The sequence below is a fragment of the Allobosea sp. P4_E12 genome (assembly GCF_056401655.1).
In genome coordinates, this window is sequence record NZ_JBFUIY010000011.1 from 125984 (window position 1) to 151742 (window position 25759).

The 25759-nt window shown below is 65.1% G+C and carries 25 protein-coding genes; 14 read left to right on the top strand and 11 right to left on the bottom strand.

What is annotated here, in order from left to right:
- The first annotated feature begins 17 nt into the window (after positions 1–17).
- From AC1DW9_RS16200 to AC1DW9_RS16235, 8 genes are all read left to right on the top strand, one after another.
- Positions 18–680 (top strand): glutathione S-transferase family protein, encoded by a 663-nt coding sequence (locus tag AC1DW9_RS16200; protein ID WP_476768159.1) that lies wholly within the window; start codon positions 18–20, stop codon positions 678–680.
- An 82-nt stretch (positions 681–762) separates the two neighbouring features.
- On the top strand, positions 763–1707 hold the full coding sequence (locus AC1DW9_RS16205; protein WP_441506473.1) for a DMT family transporter: 945 nt from the start codon (positions 763–765) through the stop codon (positions 1705–1707).
- Positions 1708–1842: 135 nt separating this feature from the next.
- Positions 1843–2832, top strand: a complete 990-nt coding sequence (locus AC1DW9_RS16210) for a LysR family transcriptional regulator (protein ID WP_476855126.1) — start codon at positions 1843–1845, stop codon at positions 2830–2832.
- Entirely contained in the window at positions 2832–3350 is a 519-nt protein-coding gene (locus AC1DW9_RS16215; RefSeq protein ID WP_441506472.1) for a tripartite tricarboxylate transporter TctB family protein, read from the top strand. The genes AC1DW9_RS16210 and AC1DW9_RS16215 overlap by 1 nt, the downstream gene beginning before the upstream one ends.
- A gap of 4 nt (positions 3351–3354) precedes the next feature.
- Complete coding sequence (locus AC1DW9_RS16220) at positions 3355–4857, top strand: tripartite tricarboxylate transporter permease (RefSeq protein WP_113518957.1); 1503 nt, start codon at positions 3355–3357, stop codon at positions 4855–4857.
- Positions 4858–4919: 62 nt separating this feature from the next.
- Positions 4920–5894, top strand: coding sequence for a tripartite tricarboxylate transporter substrate-binding protein (locus AC1DW9_RS16225; RefSeq protein WP_441506471.1), 975 nt, complete (start codon positions 4920–4922; stop codon positions 5892–5894).
- An 81-nt stretch (positions 5895–5975) separates the two neighbouring features.
- Complete coding sequence (locus AC1DW9_RS16230) at positions 5976–6503, top strand: ureidoglycolate lyase (RefSeq protein WP_441506470.1); 528 nt, start codon at positions 5976–5978, stop codon at positions 6501–6503.
- Positions 6504–6624: 121 nt separating this feature from the next.
- Positions 6625–7056: a DUF1236 domain-containing protein gene (locus tag AC1DW9_RS16235; protein ID WP_441506469.1), complete on the top strand. Its 432-nt coding sequence runs from the start codon at positions 6625–6627 to the stop codon at positions 7054–7056.
- A 99-nt stretch (positions 7057–7155) separates the two neighbouring features.
- On the opposite strand, the gene upp is transcribed toward AC1DW9_RS16235, so the two are convergent.
- From upp to AC1DW9_RS16265, 6 genes are all read right to left on the bottom strand, one after another.
- Positions 7156–7797: a uracil phosphoribosyltransferase gene (upp, locus tag AC1DW9_RS16240; protein WP_441506468.1), complete on the bottom strand. Its 642-nt coding sequence runs from the start codon at positions 7795–7797 to the stop codon at positions 7156–7158.
- Positions 7798–7867: 70 nt separating this feature from the next.
- Entirely contained in the window at positions 7868–9085 is a 1218-nt protein-coding gene (locus AC1DW9_RS16245; RefSeq protein ID WP_476776303.1) for a URC4/urg3 family protein, read from the bottom strand.
- Positions 9086–9100: 15 nt separating this feature from the next.
- Complete coding sequence (locus AC1DW9_RS16250; protein ID WP_441506466.1) at positions 9101–10363, bottom strand: GTP cyclohydrolase II; 1263 nt, start codon at positions 10361–10363, stop codon at positions 9101–9103.
- A 110-nt stretch (positions 10364–10473) separates the two neighbouring features.
- Positions 10474–10641, bottom strand: coding sequence for a Thivi_2564 family membrane protein (locus tag AC1DW9_RS16255; protein ID WP_441488940.1), 168 nt, complete (start codon positions 10639–10641; stop codon positions 10474–10476).
- A gap of 236 nt (positions 10642–10877) precedes the next feature.
- Positions 10878–13016 (bottom strand): glycine--tRNA ligase subunit beta, encoded by a 2139-nt coding sequence (gene glyS, locus AC1DW9_RS16260; protein ID WP_441506465.1) that lies wholly within the window; start codon positions 13014–13016, stop codon positions 10878–10880.
- On the bottom strand, positions 13016–13933 hold the full coding sequence (locus AC1DW9_RS16265; protein WP_069882152.1) for a glycine--tRNA ligase subunit alpha: 918 nt from the start codon (positions 13931–13933) through the stop codon (positions 13016–13018). Before AC1DW9_RS16265 ends, glyS begins: the two co-directional genes overlap by 1 nt.
- A gap of 238 nt (positions 13934–14171) precedes the next feature.
- On the opposite strand from AC1DW9_RS16265, the gene AC1DW9_RS16270 reads away from it, so the two are divergent.
- Both AC1DW9_RS16270 and AC1DW9_RS16275 read left to right on the top strand, forming a co-directional pair.
- Positions 14172–14462 (top strand): hypothetical protein, encoded by a 291-nt coding sequence (locus tag AC1DW9_RS16270; protein ID WP_441488938.1) that lies wholly within the window; start codon positions 14172–14174, stop codon positions 14460–14462.
- A 161-nt stretch (positions 14463–14623) separates the two neighbouring features.
- The gene (locus tag AC1DW9_RS16275; protein ID WP_441506464.1) at positions 14624–14944 is read left to right on the top strand and encodes a hypothetical protein; all 321 of its coding nucleotides are present in this window, start codon (positions 14624–14626) and stop codon (positions 14942–14944) included.
- Between the two features lie 125 nt (positions 14945–15069).
- Here AC1DW9_RS16275 and AC1DW9_RS16280 read toward each other — a convergent pair whose 3' ends face one another.
- Together AC1DW9_RS16280 and AC1DW9_RS16285 are read right to left on the bottom strand one after the other, a co-directional pair.
- Positions 15070–15825 (bottom strand): tRNA1(Val) (adenine(37)-N6)-methyltransferase, encoded by a 756-nt coding sequence (locus AC1DW9_RS16280; protein WP_441506463.1) that lies wholly within the window; start codon positions 15823–15825, stop codon positions 15070–15072.
- Positions 15818–16042, bottom strand: a complete 225-nt coding sequence (locus tag AC1DW9_RS16285) for a putative signal transducing protein (protein ID WP_069877466.1) — start codon at positions 16040–16042, stop codon at positions 15818–15820. Before AC1DW9_RS16285 ends, AC1DW9_RS16280 begins: the two co-directional genes overlap by 8 nt.
- A 150-nt stretch (positions 16043–16192) precedes the next feature.
- On the opposite strand from AC1DW9_RS16285, the gene AC1DW9_RS16290 reads away from it, so the two are divergent.
- Positions 16193–17209 (top strand): polyprenyl synthetase family protein, encoded by a 1017-nt coding sequence (locus tag AC1DW9_RS16290; RefSeq protein ID WP_441506462.1) that lies wholly within the window; start codon positions 16193–16195, stop codon positions 17207–17209.
- 34 nt (positions 17210–17243) lie between these two features.
- On the opposite strand, the gene AC1DW9_RS16295 is transcribed toward AC1DW9_RS16290, so the two are convergent.
- From AC1DW9_RS16295 to AC1DW9_RS16305, 3 genes are all read right to left on the bottom strand, one after another.
- Positions 17244–18125, bottom strand: a complete 882-nt coding sequence (locus AC1DW9_RS16295; protein WP_476776302.1) for a 4-(cytidine 5'-diphospho)-2-C-methyl-D-erythritol kinase — start codon at positions 18123–18125, stop codon at positions 17244–17246.
- A gap of 32 nt (positions 18126–18157) precedes the next feature.
- Positions 18158–19936, bottom strand: a complete 1779-nt coding sequence (locus AC1DW9_RS16300; protein ID WP_441488934.1) for a tetratricopeptide repeat protein — start codon at positions 19934–19936, stop codon at positions 18158–18160.
- A 417-nt stretch (positions 19937–20353) separates the two neighbouring features.
- Complete coding sequence (locus AC1DW9_RS16305) at positions 20354–22033, bottom strand: electron transfer flavoprotein-ubiquinone oxidoreductase (RefSeq protein WP_441506460.1); 1680 nt, start codon at positions 22031–22033, stop codon at positions 20354–20356.
- A gap of 219 nt (positions 22034–22252) precedes the next feature.
- Here AC1DW9_RS16305 and AC1DW9_RS16310 point away from each other — a divergent pair, with 219 nt between their 5' ends.
- From AC1DW9_RS16310 to cydB, 3 genes are all read left to right on the top strand, one after another.
- Entirely contained in the window at positions 22253–23065 is an 813-nt protein-coding gene (locus tag AC1DW9_RS16310; protein WP_441506459.1) for a uracil-DNA glycosylase, read from the top strand.
- Between the two features lie 150 nt (positions 23066–23215).
- Positions 23216–24646: a cytochrome ubiquinol oxidase subunit I gene (locus AC1DW9_RS16315; RefSeq protein ID WP_476768150.1), complete on the top strand. Its 1431-nt coding sequence runs from the start codon at positions 23216–23218 to the stop codon at positions 24644–24646.
- A gap of 13 nt (positions 24647–24659) precedes the next feature.
- Entirely contained in the window at positions 24660–25664 is a 1005-nt protein-coding gene (cydB, locus tag AC1DW9_RS16320) for a cytochrome d ubiquinol oxidase subunit II (protein ID WP_441506457.1), read from the top strand.
- Positions 25665–25759: the final 95 nt, after the last annotated feature.

Here is a 25759-nt window from a genome sequence, read left to right on the forward strand (position 1 = left end):
ACCTGAAAGCCTGCCTCATGACCCTGACGATCTACGGGTGCTATCGTTCGCGCGCGACGCGCAATATCTGGCTCGCCAACGAGCTTGGCCTCTCCTTCAGGCACGTGCCTGTGATCCAGGCCGGCCGGGTGCCTGATCCCAAAGCGGCTGACGCACCGGTTCATACCCGCAGCGCCGAATTCCTGAAGGTGAACCCCAACGGGCATATTCCGTCGATCGACGATGACGGCTTCGTCCTGCACGAATCGCTCGCGATCAACCTCTATCTCGCCCGCAAGCATGGCGGGCCGCTGGCGCCGAAAGACGTCCAGGAAGAGGGACTTGCTGCGATGTGGACGCTCTGGGCCGCGACCGAATGCGAGATCAACGCGCTCAACACGCTCTATCACCGCATTGCCAAGCCGCCGGCGGAGCGCGACGCCAAACTGGCCGACGCCGCGGCAGAGGCCCTGCGCGCGCCTCTGGCGGTGCTCAACGATGCCCTCGCCAGGGACGGCTATCTCGTCGGCGGTCGCTTCACCGTCGTCGACATCAATGTCTCCGAAGTCATTCGCTATGCCCAGACCGGCGCGCCCGAGCTGTTTGCCGCCGTCCCGCATGTGAAGGCCTGGCTCGAAGTCTGCCAGGGCCGCCCTGCCTTCAAGGCGATGTGGGAGGCACGGGACGCCGAAGCCGCCTGATCAGAAAGCGGGTGGCGGCCCGCCTGACTTCACCCTAGCGATCCTGCAACTGCGTTTCAGGATCGCGTCAAGGACCGACCCCATGGGCTCCTCTCCCGCCTCCCCGCCTCCCGCGATGGGCACGCGCGAGTGGCTCCTGCTGCTCGTGCTTTCGCTGCTCTGGGGCGGCTCTTTCTTCTTCGCCAAGATCGCGGTGACGGAGTGGCCGCCGCTCGCCGTGGTGCTGGCGCGGGTCGCGCTTGCGGCAGCCGTGCTCCATGTCGCCGTGCGCGCGCTTGGCCTGACGATGGCAGTGGGCGGCCGGATGTGGCTCGCCTTCTTCGGCATGGGCCTGCTGAACAACCTCATCCCCTTCGGCCTGATCTTCTGGGGGCAGACGCAGATCGGCGCTGGCCTCGCCGCGATCCTGAATGCGACGACCCCGGTCTTCGGCGTGGTCGTCGCTCATCTTTTCGGAAGCAACGAGAAGGCCACACCACTGAAGATCACCGGCGTGCTGGCCGGTGTCGTCGGCGTCGCCATCCTGATGGGCCCGGATGTGATCAGTGGGCTCGGCAATGCACTGCTTCCGCAGCTCGCCTGCCTGGCGGCGGCTCTCTCTTATGGCTTTGCCGGTCTCTATGGCCGCCGGTTCCGCGAGCTCCCGCCATTGGTGACGGCAACGGGCCAGCTCAGCGCCACGACGGTCATGACCCTGCCACTGGTCCTGCTCCTCGCCCCGCCATGGCTCCTCCCGTTCCCATCCAAGGCCGCGATCGGTGCGTTGGTCGGACTCGCCCTGCTCTCGACCGCGCTCGCCTATGTCATCTTCTTCCAGATCATGCGGCGCGCCGGCGGCAGCAACGCCATGCTGGTGACCTTCCTCGTGCCGGTCAGCGCCATCCTGCTTGGCGTCGGGCTGCTCGGGGAAGCGCTGCTGCCACGGCATTTCCTCGGCATGGCAGCGATCTTCCTCGGCCTCGCCCTGATCGACGGACGGCTCTTCCGGCGCCGCAAGGGCCCTCATCCCAAGGAAAGCCTCGGCTAGGTCCACGGCTTTGTTGCCAAAAAATTATGAATTGCTCTACGGTCGCTTTCACGGCACCAGCCGCTAAAGGCCATAACCGCGAAGGCTGGAAGATATCGCAAAAAGCGATACGCCAGAGGGGAGCAGACGATCGTCATGGATGTTCGGCAACTGCGATGCTTCATCGCGGTGGCGGAGGAGTTGCATTTCGGCCGCGCGGCTGAAAGGCTTGGCCTCGCACCACCCGCACTTTCGCGCCAGATCAGCACGTTGGAAGACGAGCTGGGCGTCAGTCTGCTTACGCGCACGACACGTCAGGTCGCGCTGACCCGCGCCGGCCTGCTGATGCTCGAGGAAGCCAAGGGCATCCTCGTCAAGATGGAACATGCCTCGCGCGCCGTGCGCGAAGCCTCGCTCGCCTCGAGCAAGGTCTTGCGGGTCGGCGCAATCGACGCCGCCTCCTCCAGCTTCGTCCCGCAAGCTCTCGTCGCCTTCCGCGAACGCCATCCCGGTATCGAGATCAAATTTGTCGAAGCCAWGACCGCGGCACTGATCCAGATGCTGGAAGCCGGCAAGCTCGACATCGCGCTCGTACGTCCGCCACGCAAGCCGACAGACTGCGCCTTCGAGATATTGCGTGTCGAACGGCCGATCGTGGTGCTCAACGAGAGCCACCCTCTCGCCGCCCGTGAGAGCCTGACGATGAACGACCTGATCGGCGAGCCGTTCGTCGTTCCGTCCAAGCGGATCCGGCCCTTCGCCTATGATCTCGTGATGGCCTATTTCGAAAGCGTCGGCTCGGTGCCGAACGTGACGATCGAGGCTACCGAAAAGCCTGCCATGATGTCTGCGGTCGCCGCGGGGCTCGGCATGGCGCTCGCCCCCGACTGGGTCTCGCGACTGACCTTTCCGGGCGTGACCATGCGCCGCCTGCGTGGCGCATTGCTCGATCCGCCGCCGCCCGGCGCCCTTGTCGGCGTCGCCTGGCGTCCGCACCAGAAGCTCGCGGCGCGCGACGACTTTCTGAACATCCTTCGCGAAAGCGTGACGTTGATCGACGAGAAAAACGTCCTGCCATTCACAATGCCTGTCAAAAAACTGAAGCGTGCGGCCCAGACCGCCAGACCGCAGACTGGAGGAGCCTGATGAGCTTGAACACTATTGAACGCGCGCAGGGGCTGCGTGTCCGTTCGCAACAGGATCTGGCCGCCGGGCTGTTCATGATCCTTCTCGCTGCCGTGGCGCTGTTCCTCGCCAGCGATCTGCCGATGGGGTCGCTGCGGCAGATCGGGCCGGGCATGCTGCCGAAGGCGTTTGCCGTGATATGCGCCGGGCTCGGAGTGCTGCTGGCCCTGAGTTCGCTGCGCTTTAACGGCGAGAAGCTCTCGGGCTGGTCCTGGCGCGGCGTCATCTTCGTGCTCGGCGGCGCGGTCGTCTTCGGCCTCACCATTCGTGGCTTCGATCTGGGGCCGATCAAGGTCCCGCAGCTCGGTCTCGTCGTTTCAGGCCCCCTCGTCGTGCTGATCTCCGGCCTGGCCGCGGATGATCGCAAGATCAAGGAGCTGGTGATCTTCGCGCTCGTCATGACGACCTTCTGCGCACTGCTGTTCAAATATGCATTGGGTCTGCCGATCCCCCTGGCACCCTGGCTGTTGGGGATCTGATTCAATGAGTGAAATGATTGCCCATCTGCAGCTCGGCTTCGGCGTCGCGCTCTCGCTGCAGAATATCGCACTCGCCTTCGCCGGCTGCCTCGTCGGCACGCTGATCGGTGTGCTGCCCGGCGTCGGGCCGATCGCCACCATCGCCATGCTGCTGCCGATCACCTTCGGCCTCGATCCTGTCGGCGCTCTGATCATGCTGGCCGGCATTTATTACGGCGCCCAGTATGGCGGCTCGACCACGGCGATCCTGGTCAATATCCCCGGCGAGGCGACCGCGGTCGTCACCACCCTCGACGGCCACCAGATGGCCAAGCAGGGCCGCGCCGGCGTTGCGCTCGGAACCGCAGCGCTCGGCTCCTTCTTCGCCGGCTGCGTCGCCACCCTGATCATCGCCGCGCTCGGCGCGCCCCTGACCAAGCTCGCACTGCTGTTTGGCCCGGCCGAGTATTTCTCGCTGATGGTCATGGGGCTTTGCTTCGCGGTCGTGCTTGCGCGCGGCTCGATCCTCAAGGCCTTCTGCATGATCATGCTCGGCCTTCTGCTCTCGACGATCGGCACCGATCTCGAGACCGGCCAGGAGCGCATGACCTTCGGCTTCCCACCTTTGTCCGATGGCATCGACTTCGCCGTGCTTGCAATGGGCGTGTTCGGTTTTGCCGAGGTGCTGAGGAACCTCGAGAATCCCGAGACGCGCGACGTCGTGCGCGCCAAGATCGGCCGCCTGCTGCCGGACTGGAACGACATCAAGCAGTCGTTCTTGCCCGTCGTACGCGGCACCGCCATCGGCGGCATTCTCGGCATCCTGCCGGGCAACGGCGCGGTACTGGGCCCGTTCGCCAGCTACACGATCGAGAAGAAGATCGCCAAGGACCCCTCGCGCTTCGGCCGCGGTGCCATCGAAGGCGTGGCAGGTCCGGAATCGGCCAATAATGCCGGCGCACAGACGGCCTTCATCCCGCTGCTCACGCTCGGCATCCCGCCGAATGCGGTGATGGCGCTGATGGTCGGCGCGATGACCATCCACGGCATCATCCCCGGCCCGCAGGTCATGACCAAGAACCCAGAACTGTTCTGGGGCATGATCGCGTCGATGTGGATCGGCAACCTGATGCTGCTGATCATCAACCTGCCGCTGGTCGGCGTCTGGGTGAAGCTGCTTCAGGTGCCCTACCGCCTGATGTTCCCGGCGATCCTGATCTTCTGCTGCATCGGCATCTACTCGGTGAACAACCAGCCGGTCGACGTCGCCTTCACCGCGCTGTTCGGCCTGTTCGGCTACATCCTGATCAAGCTCGGCTTCGAGCCAGCCCCGATGCTGCTCGGCTTCGTGCTCGGCAAGCTGATGGAAGAGAAGCTGCGGCAGGCGCTGATCATCTCGCGCGGCTCGTTCATGACCTTCATCGAACGGCCGATCTCCGGCGGCCTGCTGGCCGTCGCCGTGATCATTCTGGTCGTCGCTCTGCTGCCATCGATCTCCCAGAAGCGCGACGAGGTGTTCACCGAATGACGGGGTTGCCTCGCCATCCATTTCACCATCACGCTACGTCACCGATCTCTGGGAGGATCCACATGAAGAAACTCGTACTTGGTTTGGCTACGACAGTTGCGCTCGCCCTCACCGGCAGCGCGCAGGCACAGTCGAAATATCCGGAGAAGCCGATCACCATGATCGTGCCCTTCGCTGCCGGCGGCCCGACCGACATCATCGCCCGCATCGTCGGCGAGAACATGTCGAAGACACTCGGCCAGCAGGTCGTGATCGAGAACGTGGCGGGCGCCGGCGGCACGACCGGTATCACCCGCGCCCTGACCGCAACGCCCGACGGCTACACCATTGCGATGGGCCATCTCGGCACCTTCTCGGCTGCGCCTGCGACCTATCCCGGCCTGAAATACGACCCGATCAACGGCATGCAGCCGATCGGCCTCGCCGGCGGCACGCCGATCCTGATCGTCGCCCGCAAGAATTTCGAGCCGAAGGACCTGAAAGAGTTCGTCGCCTATGTGAAGACGAACACCGACAAGGTGAACGAGGCCCATGCCGGCGTCGGATCGGTCTCATGGACGACCTGCACGTTGCTGAAGGGTCAGCTTGGCGTGCCGAAGCTGAACGCCGTCGCCTATCGCGGCACGGGCCCAGCTCTCAACGATCTCGTCTCCGGCCAGATCGATTTCATGTGCGACCAGATCGTCAGCGTCGCCGAGCAGGTCAAGGCCGATACGATCAAGGCTTATGCGATTGCCTCGACCGAGCGCTCGCCCGCCCTGCCGAACGTGCCGACCACCAAGGAAGCCGGGCTGCCCGAGTATCAGATCGAGGCCTGGAACGGCATCGCCGCGCCGAAGGGCACGCCGAAGGAGGTCGTCGACCGGCTCGTCGATGCGCTCGACAAGGCCCTGAAGGACGAAGGCGTCAAGAAGCGCCTGCTCGATCTCGGCACCGTGATGCCGAGCGCCGAGGAGCGCACGCCCGCCGGCTTCGGCGCGTTGATCAAGCGTGACGCCGACAAGCTCAGCCCGACCCTGGCGGCGGCGCCGAAGTAAGCGCCCTCCCTATCGGCTTCCATGGCGGCGGGCCCAGCGGCCCGCCGTTTTCTTTTGGCCCCGAACCGATAGCATCGCGCCATGACCGAGACGATCAGCCTCACCATCGAGCCTCTCACCGCCGAGACCTTCGCGCCCTATGGCCGGCTGCTTGCGCCGGAAGGGCCCCGCGATGCCGGGCGCGAGGGCTATGACATCTGGATCAAGCCGTTCAGCGCCGAGAGCGAGGCCAGGCTCCAGATCGTGCGCTATCACGCCCGCCCCTTCGTCGTGCGGGTCATGGAACGGCATCTTCATGTCACAGAAACCCGGATGCCGCTGGGAGGACCATCCTCCGTCCTCGTGGTCGCACCGCGCGAGGCAGATTTCCCGACGGGTGCCAACCTGCGTGCCTTCCGCCTCGAGCGAACCGGCATCCTGCTGCATCGCAGCACCTGGCATTCGATCGACGCCTATCCCGAGTCAGGCACGCATGCCGATTTTCTCTTCCTCTCGGAAGAGGCGACCGTAAGCGAGCTCTTCGACACCCCGAACAGCCCCCCGCGAAGGACCGAAGTCGTCGACCTTCGCAAGCGAGAAATCCACGTCGTGATCGACGTTAGTCGTTGATATCGCGAACTGATCGCGAGTTCTTTCGCGGTCAGTCACATCTCGTTACCTCGAAATTCCGGAACCTAATCTGCAGTACATCGTTCTCCTCCCAGTTTCCCGAATTCGAAGGAGAATGAAAATGATCAAGAAGCTCCTTATTGCTGCTGCTATCGCTGCAACTCCTGCGATGGCCTTTGCCCAGACGGATACAGCGCCGAAGGGCGGCGCGGTCGGCGGTGCAACCAGCGGGGCCGTGAGCGGCGCCGTCGGTGGCGCGGTTGTCGGCGGTCCGGTCGGTGCCGTTGTCGGCGGCGTCGGCGGCGCGGTGGTCGGTGCGATCATCGGCGACGCGACGACACCGCGCTTCCGCCAGTATGTCGTCGAGCAGCAGGTCCCGTCCTACACCTATGCCGAACCCGTTGCCGTCGGCACGGTCCTGCCGGAGCGGGGCGTGGTCTACCGCCAGGTGCCGACGGAATACGGCGCTCAGAACTATCGCTATACGGTCATCAACAACCGTGCCGTCCTGGTCGAGCCGCAGACTCGCCGCATCGTCCAGGTGATCGAATAACCGGTGATCGAAACGATCCGAAGGGCGACCTTATATCGAGACCCGGCCGCTCTTCAGATCGGGCCCGCTCCAGCAATGGGGCGGGCCTCAATCCATGCGTCAGCGCGTGCCGAACATGCGGTCGCCGGCATCGCCGAGGCCCGGCACGATATAGCCGTGCTCGTTTAGGCGCTCGTCGATCGCAGCCGTCCAGATGCGCACATCCGGGTGAGCACCGCGCAGGCGTGCGACCCCTTCCGGCGATGCCAGCAGGCAAACGAAGCGAAGGTCCTTGGCACCGCGCTCCTTCAGCCGATCCATCGCCGCCACGGCCGAGTTTGCCGTGGCCAGCATCGGGTCCATGACCACGATCATGCGGTCGGCAATGTCGGACGGGGCCTTGAAATAATACTCGACCGCCTGGAGCGTATCAGGATCGCGATAGAGCCCGATATGAGCGACGCGGGCAGCCGGGACGAGTTCCAGCATGCCATCGAGGAAGCCGACGCCGGCGCGCAGGATCGGCGCGAAGACCAGCTTCTTGCCGGCGATGATCGGCTGCATGCTCTTGGTCAGCGGCGTCTCTATCTCGATCAACTCGGTCGGCAGGTCGCGCGTGACCTCGTAGCAGAGCAGCATGCCGATCTCGTTCAGGAGCTGCCGGAAGCTCTTGGTCGAGCGATCCTTCTCCCGCATCAGCGTCAGCTTGTGCTGGACCAGCGGATGGTCGACCACGGTGACGCCGTCGGAATGCCTGGTCATACGCTCTACCCCTCATCGTTCTCATGAGCCCTCGCCCCAGGCGAAGGCTGCTGCTCACGGCAGCACGGTCTCAGAATACCGTGCCATCGCTGACGATGGTCAAGGGCGGCCCGCCATCCCCGCGTTTTTCTCGTGCGATGCGCCGTCCGGCAGCCCAGGTCCCACCCTCGAGGATCTTGGCGAGCGGGAGTTCGTCCCGCGAGCGATCAAGCCGCTCCCGAATGAGCACACCCAACTCATCGAGAAGGGCCACCGTGAGCGCCCGCCATTCGACCACGAGCGGCGACGCGACGTCGTGACTGCGCGCCGCATCATCCGCATGCTTGAGCGTGATCACGCCCACGTCGAGGAACAGCCCGCCATTGCGATACTCGGGCAGGCCGGTGAGATCATCGATATCGACGACGGTGATGCCGGCCCATTGCAGCGGTTCGATCAGCGAATAGGAGAGCCATTGCGAGAGCTTGTGGAACGGCACGAGTCCGGCCGTGGAGAGATCCGGAGCGATCAGCGGATGACGCCAGGTATCGCCCAGGGCAATTCCTGCGATCGTCAGTCGTGACGGCCAGATGCCGCCGAAGGTGCCAAGAACCTCGGCCAGGATGTGGGCGGCGCGGATCGAGCCGCCCGACGCCGTCTCGATGAAGCGATCGAAGAGGTCGCCCGGCCGTGTCAGGCCCTGGCGTTCGAGTTCCTCGCCGAGTCGGTTCAGCAATGCGGCCCGCCCTTCGAGCGCAAGCAGGGGATTGGCCGGTCCGGCCTGGAAACCGGCGGCGAGTGCCTCGGTGTCGAGCCGCTTCAGGGCCTCGGAATCGGCCCGTAGCGAGTCCGCCGCGTCGCTCGAGAACAGCCCCGCAGCGAACATGTCGAGCGAGGCGAGCGCCAGCCCTTCCGATCGGCTGATCGGCTTGCCCGTCACCCTGTCGTGATAACTCCAGGTGGGCCCCGCACCGGCATCGAGCAGAACGCTGACGACCGCGAGATCGTAGGCCGCGCGGCCGCGCGCTCCGGCATCTGGGAAATGCGCCCCGCGCTCAAGCATGCTCCAGCGATCCATGCCTCCGACCACGAAATGGCGCCAGCGCGCGTGGAAGGGGATGTCCAGCGTCGGATAATTTGCCCGGATCGTCTCGAGGACATAGTCCGCGCAGGCCGCCAGCCGCTCGGGATGCACGGAGAAATGCAGCAGGCGGCCCTCAAGGCCGAGCTGGAGCATTTCCTGCGCCCGCTCACGGATTGCGGCGGGCTTCAGGAGCCGGCGGACGGCCTCGGGGTCACGGTCGGACATGGCTGGCTGGTGCTCTCAGAACTTGTCGAGGTCGCGACCGACGGTCGCCTTCAGCGTGTTGTCGCCAGGCGTGCCCTCCGGCGAGTAGTAGCCGGCTGCCTTCTTGGCCTCGATCTCGACCGAGGCATCGGGCGGGATCAGCTCCGGCGGAATGGCAACGCGCTCGCCGATCTCGATGCCCGACTGCACCATGGCGTCGTATTTCATGTTCGACATCGACATCAACCGGTCGATGCGCGTGACACCGAGCCAATGCAGCACATCCGGCATCAATTGCTGGAAGCGGGCATCCTGCACGCCGGCAACGCATTCGGTGCGCTCGAAATAGGTCGCAGCGGAATCGCCACCCTCCTGGCGCTTGCGGGCATTGTAGACGAGGAACTTGGTGACCTCGCCAAGCGCCCTGCCCTCCTTGCGGTTGTAGACGATGAGGCCGACGCCGCCGCCTTGCGCCTCCTTCACCGCCTCCTCGATGCCATGCACGAGATAGGGCCGGCAGGTGCAGATATCGGAGCCGAAGACATCCGAGCCGTTGCATTCGTCATGGACACGGCAGGCAACCCTGCGCTTCGGATCGATGATCGCTGAGATATCGCCGATGACATAGCAGGTGATCGAGCCGATCGGCGGCAGGAAGACGTGCAGATCGGGCCGGGTGACGAGTTCGGGGTACATGCCGCCGGTCTGCTCGAACAGCGTGCGGCGCAATTCCTGCTCCGACGTACCGAAGCGCTCGGCAATGCCCGGCAGGTGCCAGACCGGGTCGATGGCGATCTTGGTGACGCTGATATCGCCGGACTTGTGCAGGATACCCTCATCGGCGGCGAGCCTGTGGCCAGCCATCGCAGCGAGAATCTCCGGCAGGTTCAGCCGCGCCTTGGTGATGGCGATGGTGGGCCGGATATCGACGCCCTCGGCAATCAGTCGCCCGAAATCCTGTGCGACCCGATGGCCGTAAGGGTCCAGCGAGACGATCTTGCCGGGTTCAGCCCATTGCGGCCGCGGCAGAATGTCGGTGGTCGGCTGCGTGTTCGTCAGGTCCGGGCGCTGCGACGGATTCATGGCGCGCGCCGAGATCGCAAGCGCACGATAGACCGAGTAGGAGCCGCCATGGGCTCCTATGACGTTGCGGTCAGCCGGGTTGGTGGTCGAGGCAATGACCGGGCCGCGCTCGACGGCGGTTTCCGCACCCCATCGGATCGGGAAGCGCGTCGCCGCACTGCCAGGCTCGGGATGCGACGTCAGGCGGATATGGGTGGTCCGGTTCTGCGAATTCATCGCGACGCTCTCGAATCGGAAAAGGGCCCATGACGGAGTCGTCCGGGCCCTTTTGACCGATAGGAGAGTGGATCAGTGCTCAGCGCACGTCAATCGACCCGCGCTGGCGCTCAGAAAACCGCGAGATAGCGCAGCAGCGAGATGATGCCGATGATGATGACGATGATCTGGACGATGTTCTTGATCTGGGCATCGAGCGGCAGCATGCGCACGAGATAAAGCACCAGACCGATCACCAGAATCGTGATCAGAAGCGAAATCAGAATACTCAGACCCATAGCCCACATCCTTTATCGCGGCCGCTTGCCGGCCCCCCGGAGGCCGTGCGCGAGGCGTTCGCGGCACGGTTTCTCTGCAGGACAGAACGTCGCAGGATGGGAATTGGTTCCGTTTCAGGGGCCGAGCGCCCGCTTATCCCGAGCTTTCACCGCCATTTTCGGCATAATCGGGACTGACCCGACCATGCCTGTCGCGAGGCGCGGATGCTCGCCGGAATGGCGAGCCATGGGGCGCGCTAGCCTGCGATCCGCGAGAAATCCGCCACGGCGCGCGTCGCCTCGCGCAGCTGGTTGAGCAGCTTGAGACGGTTGGCGCGCAGGGCCGGATCGGGATCGTTGACCGTGACCTTGTCGAAGAAGGCATCGACCGAGGGCCTGAGCTCGGCCAGCGCAGCCATCGCACCTTCGAAATCCTCCTTGGCGACGGCAGCCTCGGCCTTCGGCGTCGCCTGGGCCAGTGCAACGGCGAGCCCCTTCTCCTCGATCAGGCCGGCATCGGCGATGAGCTGGAGATCGGCGGCAGCGGCAAAAGCGCCCTCGCCGTCCTTCTTCTCCTCGGCCTTGAGGATATTCGCCGCACGGCGATAACCGCTGAGCAGGTTCACGCCGTCCTCGGTGTCGAGGAAGCGGCTGAGCGCGTCGACGCGGCGGGTGATGAGCAGGAGATCGTCGCTGTTCGATGCGCCTTCGCCCAGCACGGCATCGACCAGGTCATGCCGCGCCCCGGCATCGCGGAGCACGACCTTCAGGCGGTCGTGGAAGAACGAGACGAGGTCTGGATCTGGGGCGACACCGGCGAGCGAGAGCCGTACCCCATTCTCGACAACCAGCCTGATCACACCCAGCGCCGCACGGCGCAGCGCGTAGGGATCCTTGCTCCCGGTCGGCTTCTCGTCGATGGCCCAGAAGCCGACCAGCGTATCGAGCTTGTCGGCCAGGGCGACGGCAACGGAGACCGGGTCCGTCGGCACACGATCGGACGGGCCGAGGGGCTTGTAGTGCTCTTCGATCGCTGCCGCGACAGAAGCGTTCTCGCCCTGCAGCTCGGCATATTTCCGGCCCATCAGCCCCTGCAATTCCGGGAACTCGCCGACCATCTCGGTCGGCAGATCGGCCTTGGCGAGTTTCGCCGCGCGTTCGGCGAGAGCGGGATCGGCACCGACGAGCGGCGCCAGCTCGCGAGCCAGCGCCGCGATGCGCTGCACGCGCGCGCCCTGCGTCCCAAGCTTGGCGTGGAAGACGACGCCGAGCTTGTCGAGCTTGGCCATGCGCTGGTCGAGCGGCTTGGCGAGGTCGAGGCCAAGTGTCCCGGCACTCTCCCTGAACGTGTCGAGATCGGGCAGCGAGCCCTTGTCCGTCGCAAAGAAATAGGCCGCGTCCGAGAGGCGCGCACGCACGACGCGGCCGTTGCCGGCGACGATTGCGCTGCCGCCATCGCTGGCGTTCAGGTTCGAGACCAGGATGAACTTGTTGGCGAGCGCCCCCGTCACCGGGTCACGCAGCACGAAGCATTTCTGGTTGGCGCGGATCGTGGCGCGGATCGCCTCGCCCGGAATCTCGAGGAAGCGCTCCTCGAAGGCGCCCATCAGCACGACCGGCCATTCGACGAGGCCGGCGACCTCCTCGAGCAGGCCTTCATCCTCGACGAGGTCCAGCCCCTGCGCGAAGGCGAGGTTCCGGGCGTCGGTGAGGATGATTTCCTTGCGCCGGTCGGCATCGAGCACGACCTTCGCCTTCTCCAGATGCGCGACATAATCGTCGAAACGCCTGACCGTTATGGCCTGGGGCGCATGGAAGCGGTGGCCATAGGTCGTGTTGCCAGAGGCAATGCCGTCGACCTCGAACCGGACCACCTCGGGCTCCTCGGTCTCCGGCCCGAAGGTGCAGAGGATCGAGTGGAGCGGGCGCACCCAGCGCAGGCTGGCGCCAGCGGCGGAGGCTTTGCCCCAGCGCATCGATTTCGGCCAAGGGAAGTTGCGAATCACGTGCGGGACGATCTCGGCGATGGCCGCGACCGTCTCCTGCCCCGGCTTCTCGATGATGGCGACGTAGGAATCGCCCTTCTTGGGGTCGCTGACGATGGTCGCCTGGTCGAGCGAGGCAAGCCCTGCCGCCTTCAGGAACCCTTGGACGGCGGCGTCGGGCGCGCCCACGCGCGGCCCCTTGCGCTCCTCGCGGATATCGCGGCCGCGCACCGGTAGTTCAGCGATGTGCAAGGCGAGGCGGCGCGGCGTCGCAAAGGCCCTGGCGCCCTCATAGACGAGGCCGCGTTCGACCAACGCATCGGTGACGAGTTTCTTGAGGTCTTCCGCCGCCTTGCGCTGCATGCGGGCGGGAATCTCTTCCGAGAAGAGTTCGAGCAGGAGATCGGGCATCAGTTCGCTCCCCCGCCGGCGGTCTTCAGCCAGGCCGCACCGCAGGCCTTGGACAGTTCACGCACGCGCAGGATGTAGCTCTGGCGCTCGGTGACCGAGATCACCCCGCGCGCATCGAGCAGGTTGAACATGTGGCTGGCCTTGATGCACTGGTCATAGGCCGGCAGCGCCAGCGAGTGGCGCGGATCATTGGCTCCCTCCCCGGCTTCGCCCGCGGCGAGCAGCGCCCGGCACTCGGCCTCGGCATCGTTGAAGTGGCGGAACAGCATCGCCGTGTCGGCATGTTCGAAATTATAGCGCGAGAATTCCTGCTCGGCCTGGAGGAAGACATCGCCGTAGCTGACGCGATCCTCACCCTCGAGCCCGTTGAAATTCAGATCCATGATGCGGTCGACGCCCTGCAGATAGCAGGCGAGACGTTCGAGCCCATAGGTCAGCTCTCCCGCGACAGGCGCGCATTCGACGCCGGCGACCTGCTGGAAATAGGTGAACTGACTCACCTCCATGCCGTCGCACCAGCACTCCCAGCCGAGCCCCCAGGCGCCCAGTGTCGGGCTCTCCCAATCGTCCTCGACGAAGCGGATATCGTGGAGCCCCATGTCGACGCCAATGGCCTGGAGCGAGTCGAGATAGAGCTGCTGCAGATCCGGCGGCGATGGCTTCAGAATGACCTGGAACTGGTAATAATGCTGCAGGCGGTTGGGGTTCTCGCCATAGCGGCCGTCCTTCGGCCGACGCGAAGGCTGGACATAGGCAGCCTTCCAGGGCTTGGGACCGAGCGCGCGCAGCGTCGTCGCCGGGTGGAACGTACCGGCGCCGACTTCCATGTCGTAGGGCTGCAGGACGACGCAACCGCGCTCCGCCCAGAAGCGCTGCAAGGTCAGCAGCAGGCCCTGGAACGAGCGGGTCGGGTTCATCGGATCGGAGACGGGAGCACCGGCCAAGAGCTTGAGCCTTCCAGACAATCTAAGAATAGCGGCGTGCTTAGGGGCAGCCACGGCGCGCGGTCAAGCATTCCGCGCATGACCATGGAACCGACGCGGACAGCATTCGTTCATGATCGGCGGGATAATCTCCGCAGCAACCGTACAGTCCGCGGCGTTCGGGGCGAGCGCTCGAGACGGGCCGGCGGCGTCAGCCAGCAGGAGTAGCTTAATGCTGTCATCACGTTTCATTGCCGCTCTCTTCGGAGCGCTCACCCTCATGTTCGCGGCCTTCACCGTCGCCCCCGCAACGGCCGCACCGGTCAGCACCGGCACGATGCAGACGACGCAGGCTCCGACTGATCTGGTCCAGCAGGCGCAGTACTATGGCCCGCGTCCCTATTATGGCCCGCGCCGCCCGTATTACGGCCGCCCGGTCTATCGTCCGCGCTGCTTCTACAGTAACCGCCGCGTCTGGAACGGCTATCGCTGGGTGATGCGTTCGGTGCGCGTCTGCCGCTGATCGCGGCGTGAATTGTGGCTGCCATGTGGCGGTCCGATGAAGGATAGCTGAACGGCGCGGTGTCGCGCCGTTCAGTTTTTGAGCGTTAGCATCTTCACCGAATTGGTGTTCGACCGCGCGGCAAGGGCCGCGGGCGCCAGGCAGGGGAGAGAATCCACGCCATGCTTCGCAAAGCTTTTCTCGGTGTCGCGGCAGCGGTCAGCCTCGGCGGCGGCGTCATCGCCAGCGCCCCGGCCTCGGCCCAGGTCGTCACCCTCGGCTTGAGTGCAGCCGCGCAGGCGGATCATGGCTACGAGCAGGTCCAGTACGGCTATGGCCCGGGTTGGGGCCCGCGCCCCTATTACGGTCGGCCCTATTATGGCGGTCCGCAGCCCTATTACGGCTATGGCGGTCCGTATTACCGCCCGCGCTGCTTTTTCCGCCCGTTCCGTTATTGGGATGGCTCGCGCTGGGTCGTGCAGCAGCAGCGGATCTGCCGCTGATCTCACCGTCCGTGATTGCATCGGCTTTCCCGAGAGCGGTGATCCACTTTTCGGGCCGGTGATCTAACCTTCTGTGTTCGCATCGGCTTTCCCGAAAACCGCAATCCACTTTTCGGGCCGATGCTTTAGCCGAGCAGTGCCCGGCCACGGTGAACCGCTTCGCTGAGTTCGGTGAAGCGGCCATCAGGCCCGTTCAAGACAAAGGCCGGCAGCAGCGCTGCCGGCTTTCTGCTGTTCAGCGTCGCCGTGACGATGATGCGAATCGCCGGCCGGTCGGCCGAGGCGTGCACGGGGCGGATGGCCACGCCACCAAAGCCGGTTTCCAGCCCATTCAGAATAGCCCCCAGCGCCTCGGCCCGATGAATGATCGCGACGCGTCCGCGCGGCTTGAGCAGCCGGCGCGCTGCCTTCAACCAGATTTCGAACGGCTGATCGGCGACATGCGCCGTTCGCCGGTTGCTCACTGGCGACGCCTTCACCGTATCGTCTACAAAGAAGGGCGGGTTCATTGCCACGCAGGCGAAACCTGCTGGCACAAGGCTGGCTTCGGCACCGGCCCCGACATCGGCCGCAACGAGCCTGACCCGATCGCCGAAGCCGTTCAGGACGATGTTCTGCTCGGCCAGCGCCGCAAGGCGGGGATGCCGCTCGATCAACGTGACCGTCAGCTCCGGCCGAAGCATCGCCGCGGCCAGACCGACCGTCCCGACGCCAGCGCCGAAATCGGCCAGCGGGCCTGTCTCGTCTTCCGACAACGCCGCAGCGAGCAGAATCGCGTCCGTGCCGGCACGATGCCCCTTCTTCGGCTGACGAAGAATCAGACGGCCATCGAGCAATCGATCCTCGACGATCTCGCCGAGATCCGTCTCCGAATCACTCATCGCGCAGCTCGGCGCCGAACCCCGCCTCGATCAAAAGCGCGCGGGCCCTTCGGCGATCCACCTCGCGCACGAGCAGGCGCCTCTGGAAGGCTCCGGTCATGCCCTCAAGCGCGCTCATGTGCTGGTCGGCGATCAGACAATCGAGATTGGCGGATGCGAGCAGCGCCTCGATGGCGCCAAGCAGGACAAGGTCATTGGTACGGACGAGTTCGTGCATTGTGTCATGGAGACGAAGGCAGGGTCTGCGCGCAAGCCATTTTCGGCCCTGGACTCGCGGGTGCGGCGTCAAAGTGCGATTGCGGGGGCTGGCCACCCATGCAACGGTTGTGGCAATGCAACAAAGCTGAAATCGGCCGGAGTGAGCAGCGTGGGCGTCGTCGTACCCTTCGAGGACAAGGAACAGGGACAGGCCAGCATCGAGGGTCTCGTGGGCCTGACACGCACCGACATGGAGCGCGTCAATGCGATGATCCTGTCGCGCACCGGCTCGGACGTCACCATGATCCCCGAGGTCGCCAACCACCTGATCTCGTCGGGCGGCAAGCGCCTGCGGCCGATGCTGACGCTCGCCACGGCCGCGCTCTGCGGCTATCGGGGCGAGGGTCATGTCAAGCTCGCGGCCAGCGTCGAGTTCATGCACACCGCCACGCTGCTTCATGACGACGTCGTCGACGAGAGCGACATGCGCCGTGGCAAGCTCGCGGCCCGGATGGTCTGGGGCAATGAAGCGAGCGTGCTCGTCGGTGACTTCCTGCTCGGACAGGCTTTCAAGATGATGGTCGAGGTCGGCTCGCTCCGCGCGCTCGATATTCTCTCCACCGCAGCCGCCGTCATCGCCGAAGGTGAGGTGATGCAACTCGCCGCGGCCAAGAACACAGCCACGACCGAGGACGAGTACCTCGCCGTCATCCGCGGCAAGACCGCGGAGCTGTTCGCGGCGGCCTGCGAAGTCGGGCCGGTGATCGCCGAATCACCCAAGGCCGATGCTGCCGCCTGCCGCAGCTATGGGCTCAATCTCGGCATCGCCTTCCAGCTCATCGACGACGCGCTTGATTATGGCGGCGTCGCGAACAAGCTCGGCAAGAACACCGGCGACGATTTCCGCGAGGGCAAGATCACCCTGCCGGTCGTGCTCTCCTTCCGGCGCGGCGACGAGACCGAACGCGCCTTCTGGCGCCGCACGCTGCAGGATGGCGAGATCAAGGACGGCGATCTCGAGGAGGCGCAGGCGATCATGCGCCGTCACCGTTCCCTCGACGATACGATCGAGCGGGCCCAGCACTACGCCAAGATGGCGAAGGATGCGCTCGGCCTCTTCCCCTCATCGCCGATGAAGCAGGCGCTGAACGAGACGGTCGATTTCTGCGTGGCGCGGGCGTACTGAGCGTGGCGCGGGCGCACTGAGCAGCCCGCGGACCTCATCTCAGCAGGGTCGGCTTGATCCACCAATCCGGCCGCTCATCCGCCAGCAGCTTCGCAGCGGCAGCGCTCTGCCGGCAATCGTCGAACAGGGCAAAGCAGGTCGCGCCCGAGCCTGACATTCTGCCGAGCCGGTAACCCGGCAGCCGGGACAGCCGCTGCAGGACGTCGGTGATGATCGGCGCGACCTGAGCCGCCGGGGCTTCGAGATCGTTGCCGGTCCGATGCAGCGCCGCAAGGTCCGGGGCAGCAGCGAAGCGCTCCGCCGCACCGATGCCCGATTCCACTGCGGCCGGGCAAGATTGCCCCTGCGCAAGTCCGAGCGTACGGAAAACGTCTGCGGTGCCGACGGCGACATTCGGGTTGACCAGAATGGCGAAGAGCGGCGGCAGGCACAGTGCGGGGCCGAGGCGCTCGCCAATCCCGGCCATGATGCGAGCGCGCGACTCGAGGCAGACCAGGACATCGGCGCCAACCCTGATGGCAGCGCGCTGCAGCTGAGGCGAGGCAGGCGAGAGCCCGTTCAGCCTTGCCAGCAGACGCAAGGTTGCTGCCGCGTCAGCCGAGCCTCCGCCAATGCCGGAGGCGACCGGCAGACGCTTGACGAGGTGGAAATGTCCGGTTCGCAGTCCGGGGAGCTCGTCTGCCAGCGCCTGCACGGCACGGAGAACCAGATTCCCATCATCCGCGACAAGACTGGTGCCTTGCGGACCACCGATCGTCAGGCCGAGGCCTGAAGCCGGTTCCAGCGCCAGCGAATCACCGACACTGGCGAAGGCGACGAGGCTCTTCAGCTCGTGATAGCCATCGGCGCGACGGCCGAGGATTTTCAGATCGAGATTGACCTTGGCGCGAGCGCGGGTCGTCAGCGCAACAGGCACGCGAGGTCCGTCACCGCATCACAATGCATCGGTCAGCCGCCATCCGCCTTCGGCTCGGCGGCATTGGCCGACGGGGCCTCCTCCAGCCCCTTCTCGATCTTGTGCTTGATCTTGACCAGATCCTCGGGCTCCGGGCTGAGATCGCGGGCGGCGTTCCACTGAAAGACCGCCTCCAGCTTGCGGTCGACGCGCCAATAGACATCGCCGAGATGATCGTTGATCACCGGATCGGAGGGCCGCAGCTCCATCGCGCGCTCGAGTTCGCGGGTCGCCTCGGTATAGCGGCCGAGCCGGTAGTAAGCCCAGCCGAGCGAATCGGTGATGTAGCCGTCACGCGGGCGCAGTTCGACGGCCCGGCGCAGCATGCCCAGCGCTTCATCGAGCTTGAGATGCTGATCGACCAGGGAATAGCCGAGATAGTTGAGCACCAGCGCCCGCTCGCGCCCCAGCGCCTCCGGCATCAGTTCGAGGGCCTTGCGCAGATCCTCCTCGGCCTCCGCCCAGCGCTTGATGCGCTCGCGGGCAATGCCACGGAAGTAATAAAGGTCCCAGTTCGAGCGGCCCGGCGAAGCGAGCTTCGCGATCGCCTTGTCATAGGTGTCGGCAGCCTCGGCGAAGCGCTTGCGTGAGCGGTAGACATTGCCGAGCGCCGAGAGCGCGTCGACATCGTCAGGACGCGCTGCGATCAGCGCTTCGAGATGCTTCACCGCCTCGTCCGACTTGCCAAGCGCTTCCAGCGCCAGACCGGACTGGATCTCGGCATTGGAGGCCAGCGGCGAACCCGGCGGCATGCGGTTGTAGACCGTCACCGCATCATCGAGCTGCTTGGCCCGCTCCAGGATGTCGCCGAGCGTCAGGACGGCGAGATCGTGATTGGGGTCGAGATAGAGGGCGAGCCTGAGATAGAGCAGTGCAGCGGCCTCGTCTCCCTGGCGGTTCCCCGCGCTGGCGAGGCCGTAGAGCACTTCGGCTGCACCCTGCTGCGCCGTAGCGACCGAGCGGGCAAGCGGCTCCTTGGCGGCGACCCGGGTCAATCCGTCACGCACGATGGGGTGATTCGGCAGGAGCCTGTCGAAGGCGCCATAGGTTGCCGCAGCTCCTTCGAAATCGCCGGAGCGGGTCTGGAAGCGAGCCCAGAGATCGACGAGACGCAGCGTCGTCTTCTCGGCCTCATAGGCCGCCTTGAGCCTGCGCTCGGAATCCGCCTTGCGGCCGGCGATATCGAGGATCAGGCCGGCATGATAGTCGCGGAAGAGATTGTAGGAAGGCTCGCCCTTGAGCCGCTCGAGCGTCTCGAGCGCGCGGTTGGTCTGGCCGGAGCCGGCATAGGACCATGCGGACAGCAAGGTCGCCGTGATGTCGGCGGAACGCCCGCGCCCGCCGCGCTGCAGGTGATTGCGCGCCGTCTGATACTGTTTCTGCTTGATGGCGCGAATGCCGATCGCGAGCTGCGCCAGCCCGTTGCTCGGGTCGCGCTGCACCAGCTTCTCGGCGGCGCGGAACGCGTCATCCATGGAGCCATCGGCCAGGAAGGCGACGAAACCACGCTCCAGCAGATCGTTGTTCTTCGGATCGCCCTTGATCGCCTCCCGCAGGAAGACCGAGGCCGCGCCAAGGTCTCGGCCGGCACCGGCCACGATCGCGGCCAGATAGTTGCCTTCAAGGCTTTCGGCAGGCTCAAGCGGCTCGGTGGTGCGGGTCGGCGTATTGGCTTGCGTGGTGGCCTGCGCAGCGGCCCCGGCATGAAGGGCGACAAACAAGGCCAAGGCCAATGTCGCGCCGGCCCCTCGGCCGTTCATTCGAAACGTCACGACTGCTATTCTCCCTCGGTCCGCTGCCTCGTGTGGCACAGGGGCTGGGTCCATTCAGCGCGACCGTGACCGCTTCGCATAGGCGCGCAAGATGGCCGTTTCCGGGCGCCCCGGCAAGCCGCAAAGCCGGCGCAGATCGCCTCCGTAGCAAGGATGCAACAACCACTGCAATCACGTCGTGCAGCGCACAAATTCAATCACGTCACGCTGCAGTTCGGCACGCCATCACCATTGCAGCTGCATCTCTCGGCTCTGTGGCGACGATTCGCCCAGGATCATCCAGGGAGACGATCGTTCGCTCGGTCGCCGCGATCATCGACCGCACCTCGCCGGGGCCAAGTGACCATTTCGGCAGGACAAGCCGCCGCCCTGGCAGGGCGCGGCCTCCTTATCGCACCGGTCACCGTCGCCGACTCATCACATGTTCGAGTAACCCGGGCCACCGCCGCCCTCAGGCACCACCCAGGTGATGTTCTGGGCGGGATCCTTGATGTCGCATGTCTTGCAGTGCACGCAGTTCTGCGCGTTGATGACGAAGCGCGGATCGCTCTTCGTCTCGTTGTCCTTGTAGACGATCTCGTAGACGCCGGCCGGGCAATAGAGCCGGGCGGGCTCGCCATACAGCGGCAGATTCTTCGCCACAGGAATGGCGGGGTCGGTCAGCTTCAGATGGGCGGGCTGGTCTTCCTCGTGATTGGTCGAGGACAGGAACACCGACGACAGCTTGTCGAAGGAGAGCTTGCCGTCCGGCTTGGGATAGGTGATCGGCGTCACCTCGCTCAGTGGCTTCAGCGTCGCGTAATCCGGCTTGCCATGCTTGAGCGTGCCGAAAGGCGACCAGCCGAAGAGCTGGTTCAGCCACATGTCGATGCCGCCGAGCACAACACCGCCGATCGTCCCGAATTTCGACCAGAGCGGCTTGACGTTGCGGACCGGCTTGAGGTCGCGGCCGATCGGAGACGCGCGCCAGCTGGTTTCGATCTCGCTGACTTCGTCATGCGCGCGTCCCGCCGCCAGCGCCGGCACGAGATGCTCGGCCGCCAGCATTCCGGACAGGATCGCGTTGTGGCTGCCCTTGATGCGCGGCACGTTGACGAAGCCGGCCGCGCAGCCGACCAATGCCCCGCCCGGGAAGCTGAGTTTCGGCACGGATTGCCAGCCACCTTCGGTGATGGCGCGCGCGCCGTAGGACAGGCGCTTGCCGCCCTCGAAGACGTCCCGGATCATCGGGTGCGTCTTGAAGCGCTGGAACTCGTCGAAGGGCGAGAGTGTCGGGTTCTCGTAGTTGAGATGCACGACGAAGCCGACGGTGACGAGATTGTCGTCGAAATGATAGAGGAACGAGCCGCCACCGGTCTTGCCGTCGAGCGGCCAGCCGAAGGAGTGCTGCACCCGGCCCTTGTGGAACTTCTCCGGCTTGACCTGCCAGATCTCCTTGAGGCCGATGCCGTATTTCTGGGGCTCACGATCCTTGTCGAGACCAAAGCGCTGGATCGCGATCTTGGACAGCGAGCCGCGCGCTCCTTCGCCGAGCAGCGTATAGCGCCCGCGCAGCTCCATGCCGCGGGTGAAGCGTTCGGAGACCGTGCCGTCCTTGGCGATCCCCATGTCGCCCGTGGCGACACCAGTGACGGCGCCCTTCTCATCGAAGAGAAGCTCAGCGGCCGCGAAGCCCGGATAGATCTCGACACCCAGCGCCTCGGCGCGGGTCGCCAGATAGCGCGTCACCAGCCCGAGCGAGCCGACGAAATTGCCGTGATTGTTCATCAGCTTCGGCATGCCGAAATTCGGCAGCCGGATTCCGTTCGGCTCGGTCAAGAAATAGAAGATGTCCTCGCTGACTTCCGTGGTCAGCGGGCGTGCCTCGTCCTGCCGCCAGTCAGGCAACAGCGCGTCGAGACCAATCGGATCGATAACCGCGCCCGAGAGGATATGGGCGCCGACCTCCGCCCCCTTCTCGACCACGACCACCGAGATGGCCTCGTCGAGCTGCTTCAGGCGAATGGCGGCTGCGAGACCAGCGGGACCTGCGCCGACGATGACGACGTCATAGTCCATGCTCTCGCGCGGGGTGCTTTGCGCTTCCTCGAGTTCCATCCTGCCCTCCGCCAACAACTTTCGCCTCGACAGCGATAGTTTATATATGAACGATCACACTCTCTGGCTCAAGCCAAACCGAAACCAGATTGGAACCCCTCTATCCGAGCCCACGTTCCAATTTGCAACCGCGTTTGACCGCTCTGGCGAGCACGCGGAGCCGGGACAGCCGCCCGACAGGTGTCGCGAAGCCGCGCCGGACCGTGCTAAGACGCCGGGATGATCCCTGCTGGCCACGATCCCGTCGAACTCATTGCCTGGTACGCCGAGATGGGCGTCACCGAGATGCTCGACGAGACGCCGCATGACCATTTCGCCGAATCCGCACAGGCCGCCGAAGCTGCCGCCACGCAGCCTGCAGCACGCCGCAATCCTCTGCGTGCCGTTCCTGCCGCGCGCGTCATCGCGGCCGACGCAACGGCGCCCGACGAGGCCATGCAGAGCGCGCGCCTGCTGGCCGGGCAGGCCAAGACGCTCGACGAATTGAAGGAGGCACTGGCCAGCTTCGAGGGCTGCGCGCTCAAGGCGACCGCGAAGAATCTCGTCTTCGCCGACGGCAATCCGGAGGGGCGCGTGATGTTCGTCGGCGAGGCCCCCGGCGCCGATGAAGACAGGCTCGGCCTGCCCTTCGTCGGGCGCTCCGGCCAGTTGCTCGACCGGATGCTGGCGGCTATCGGCCTCAACCGGCAGGAACATGTCTACATCGCCAATCTTCTGCCCTGGCGTCCGCCCGGCAACCGCACGCCGACGCCGCAGGAGGTCGCGATCTGCCTGCCGTTCATTCAGCGGCAGATCGAACTCGCCAATCCCGATATCCTCGTCTGCATCGGCGGCCCCTCTGCCCAGGGCCTGCTCGGCTTCACCGGCATCCTCGCCTCGCGCGGCAAGTGGACCGAGTACGATATGGGCACAAGGCGCATCCGCGCCCTCGCCACGCTTCACCCCGCCTATCTGTTGCGCCAGCCCCTGCAGAAACGCCTCGCCTGGCGCGACATGCGGGCGCTCAGGACAGCGCTCGACGCAGCCAGCTAAAGTATTCGCCTGCGACAACGCAGCCCTGCCTCTGCGACATTCCGGCCCCTCGCGCAGTTTCGGATTTGACTAAATTGCCGCGCAGCGACGATGCTGTGCGGGCAGAGTCGTTTCAAGCCGCTCGTGCGGCGTGCCGGCCGGAGCCTTGCGATGGAAATCGACGCTTTTCTGCTTTCGCGTATTCAATTTGCTTTCACGGTTTCCTTCCACATCGTCTTCCCCGCCTTCACCATCGGGCTTTCCGCCTATATCGCGACATTGCTCGGCCTCTGGCTGAAGACCGGCGACGACAAGTTTCACCTGCTCGCCCGGTTCTGGACCAAGATCTTTGCGGTCTCCTTCGCGATGGGCGTCGTTTCGGGCATCGTGCTGTCCTACCAGTTCGGCACGAACTGGAGCCGGTTCTCGACGGTGGTCGGCAACGTCATCGGTCCACTGATCGGCTACGAGGTTCTGAGCGCCTTCTTCCTCGAGGCCTCCTTCCTCGGCGTCATGCTGTTCGGCTGGAAGCGCGTTCCGCCCTGGCTGCATTTCCTGTCCGCGGTGATCGTCGCCGCCGGAACGGCCTTGTCGGGGTTCTGGATTCTCTCGGCCAATAGCTGGATGCAGTATCCGACCGGCCACGAGATGCGCGACGGCATCGCCTATCCGGTCGACTGGCTGCAGATCATCTTCAATCCGACCTTCCCCTTGCGCTTCATGCACATGATGACGGCGGCCTATCTGACCACCGCCTTCGTGGTGCTGGCGACGGGAGCGCGCCATCTCCTGGCCGGGACGAGCATCGAGCCTGCCAGGACGATGGTGCGAATGGCGATCCTGATGATCGCCCTGACGGCTCCGATCCAGGCCATCATCGGCCACCAGCACGGCGAGGACACGGCGAAATACCAGCCGGCGAAGCTCGCAGCGATCGAAGCGCATTGGGATTCGTCGAAGCCCGGCGCTCTGGTTCTCTTCGCCTGGCCCGACGAGAAGGCCGGCATCAACCGCTACGAAATCGCGATTCCCGGGCTCGCCAGCCTCGTGACCCATGGCAGCATGAGCGCTCTCTTTCCCGGCCTGAATGATTTCGCGCCGCAGGACCGGCCGCCCGTCAAGATTCCCTTCTTCGCCTTCCGGCTGATGGTCGGCATCGGCTTCCTGATGATCGGCTTCGGCTGGCTCGGTGCCTATCTCTGGTCACGTGGCAAGGTGTTCGAAGCACGACGTTGGCTCTGGCTGGCGCAATACACCTGGCCACTCGGTTTCGTCGCCATCCTCGCCGGCTGGTTCGTGACCGAGGTCGGGCGCCAGCCCTGGCTCGCAACGGGTGTGCTGCGTTCGGTCGACTCCGTCTCGCCGGTGACGGCGATGCAGGTCGCAATCTCGCTCGCGCTCTTCGTCTGCGTCTATTCCGTGGTCTTTGCGGCCGGGATCCTGCTGATGAACCGGTTGATCGACAAGGGCCCCGACGCTCTCCTCGCCACGGACCCACCGGAGCAGCCTTCGCAGCGGACGCTCAAGGCGACGCAGGATGACGCCTCTGTGCTGTTCGGCGACGGGCATCCCGGCGACGACAAGATCCAGCCGGCGAATTGAGGGGAGAGCTGAGATGGAATGGTATCTCCCCGTCATCTGGGCCGTCCTGATCGGTACTGCCGTGATGCTCTATGTCGTGCTCGACGGTTTCGACCTCGGCATCGCGATCCTCTTCCCGACGACCAGGGACGAGGGCGAACGCGACCAGATGATGAACTCGGTCGCGCCCTTCTGGGACGGTAACGAAACCTGGCTCGTGCTCGGCGGCGGCGGCCTCTGGGTCGCCTTTCCGACCGCCTACGCCATCATCATGCCGGCCTTCTACACACCGATCATCCTGATGCTGCTGGCGCTGATCTTCCGCGGGGTCGCCTTCGAATTCCGCTGGGTCGCCAAGCCGCATCACAGGAAATGGGACATTGCCTTCTGGCTCGGCTCGACCCTTGCGGCCTTCGCTCAGGGCCTCGTGCTCGGTGGCTTGATCCAGGGCATCACCGTGAGCAACCGCGAGTTTGCCGGCGGCCCCTTCGACTGGCTGACGCCGTTCTCGGTGATGTGCGGGGTCGGCGTCGTCGTCGGCTACGCGCTGCTCGGCGCGACCTGGCTCGTCTTCAAGACGGAAGGTGCCGTCGCGGACAGGGCACGGCGCCAGGCGAAATGGCTCCTGCTCGGTCTGATGGCTTTCGCTGTGATCGTCTCGCTGTGGACGCCCTACGCACATCCGCGCATCGCCGAACGCTGGTTCACGCCGTCCAACCTGCTGCTGCTCTGGCCATTCCCGGTCCTGACGGCGTTCTGCGGCTATATGGTCTGGAAGCGGCTGCACGGGCAGCACGAATTCACACCCTTTGCCTTCACCATCGCGATCTTCCTGCTCTGCTTCCTGGGACTCGCGATCTCGAACTATCCCTATCTGGTGCCCCCGAGCCTGACGATCTGGGATGTGGCCGCAGCGCCGTCCTCCCATATCTTCGTCCTGATCGGCGTCTGCTTCCTGCTGCCGATGATCCTGTTCTACACGGCCTTCGTCTACTGGACCTTCCGCGGCAAGGTGAGGGCCGACAGCGGCTATCACTGAGGTAACAGGAAGAACCTGGGGAACCACCCGCGCGCGAGCCGGTTGACGAATAGCTTGAGTTCCGGGCCTCTCTCCACGAGATTGCTCGGGACTAG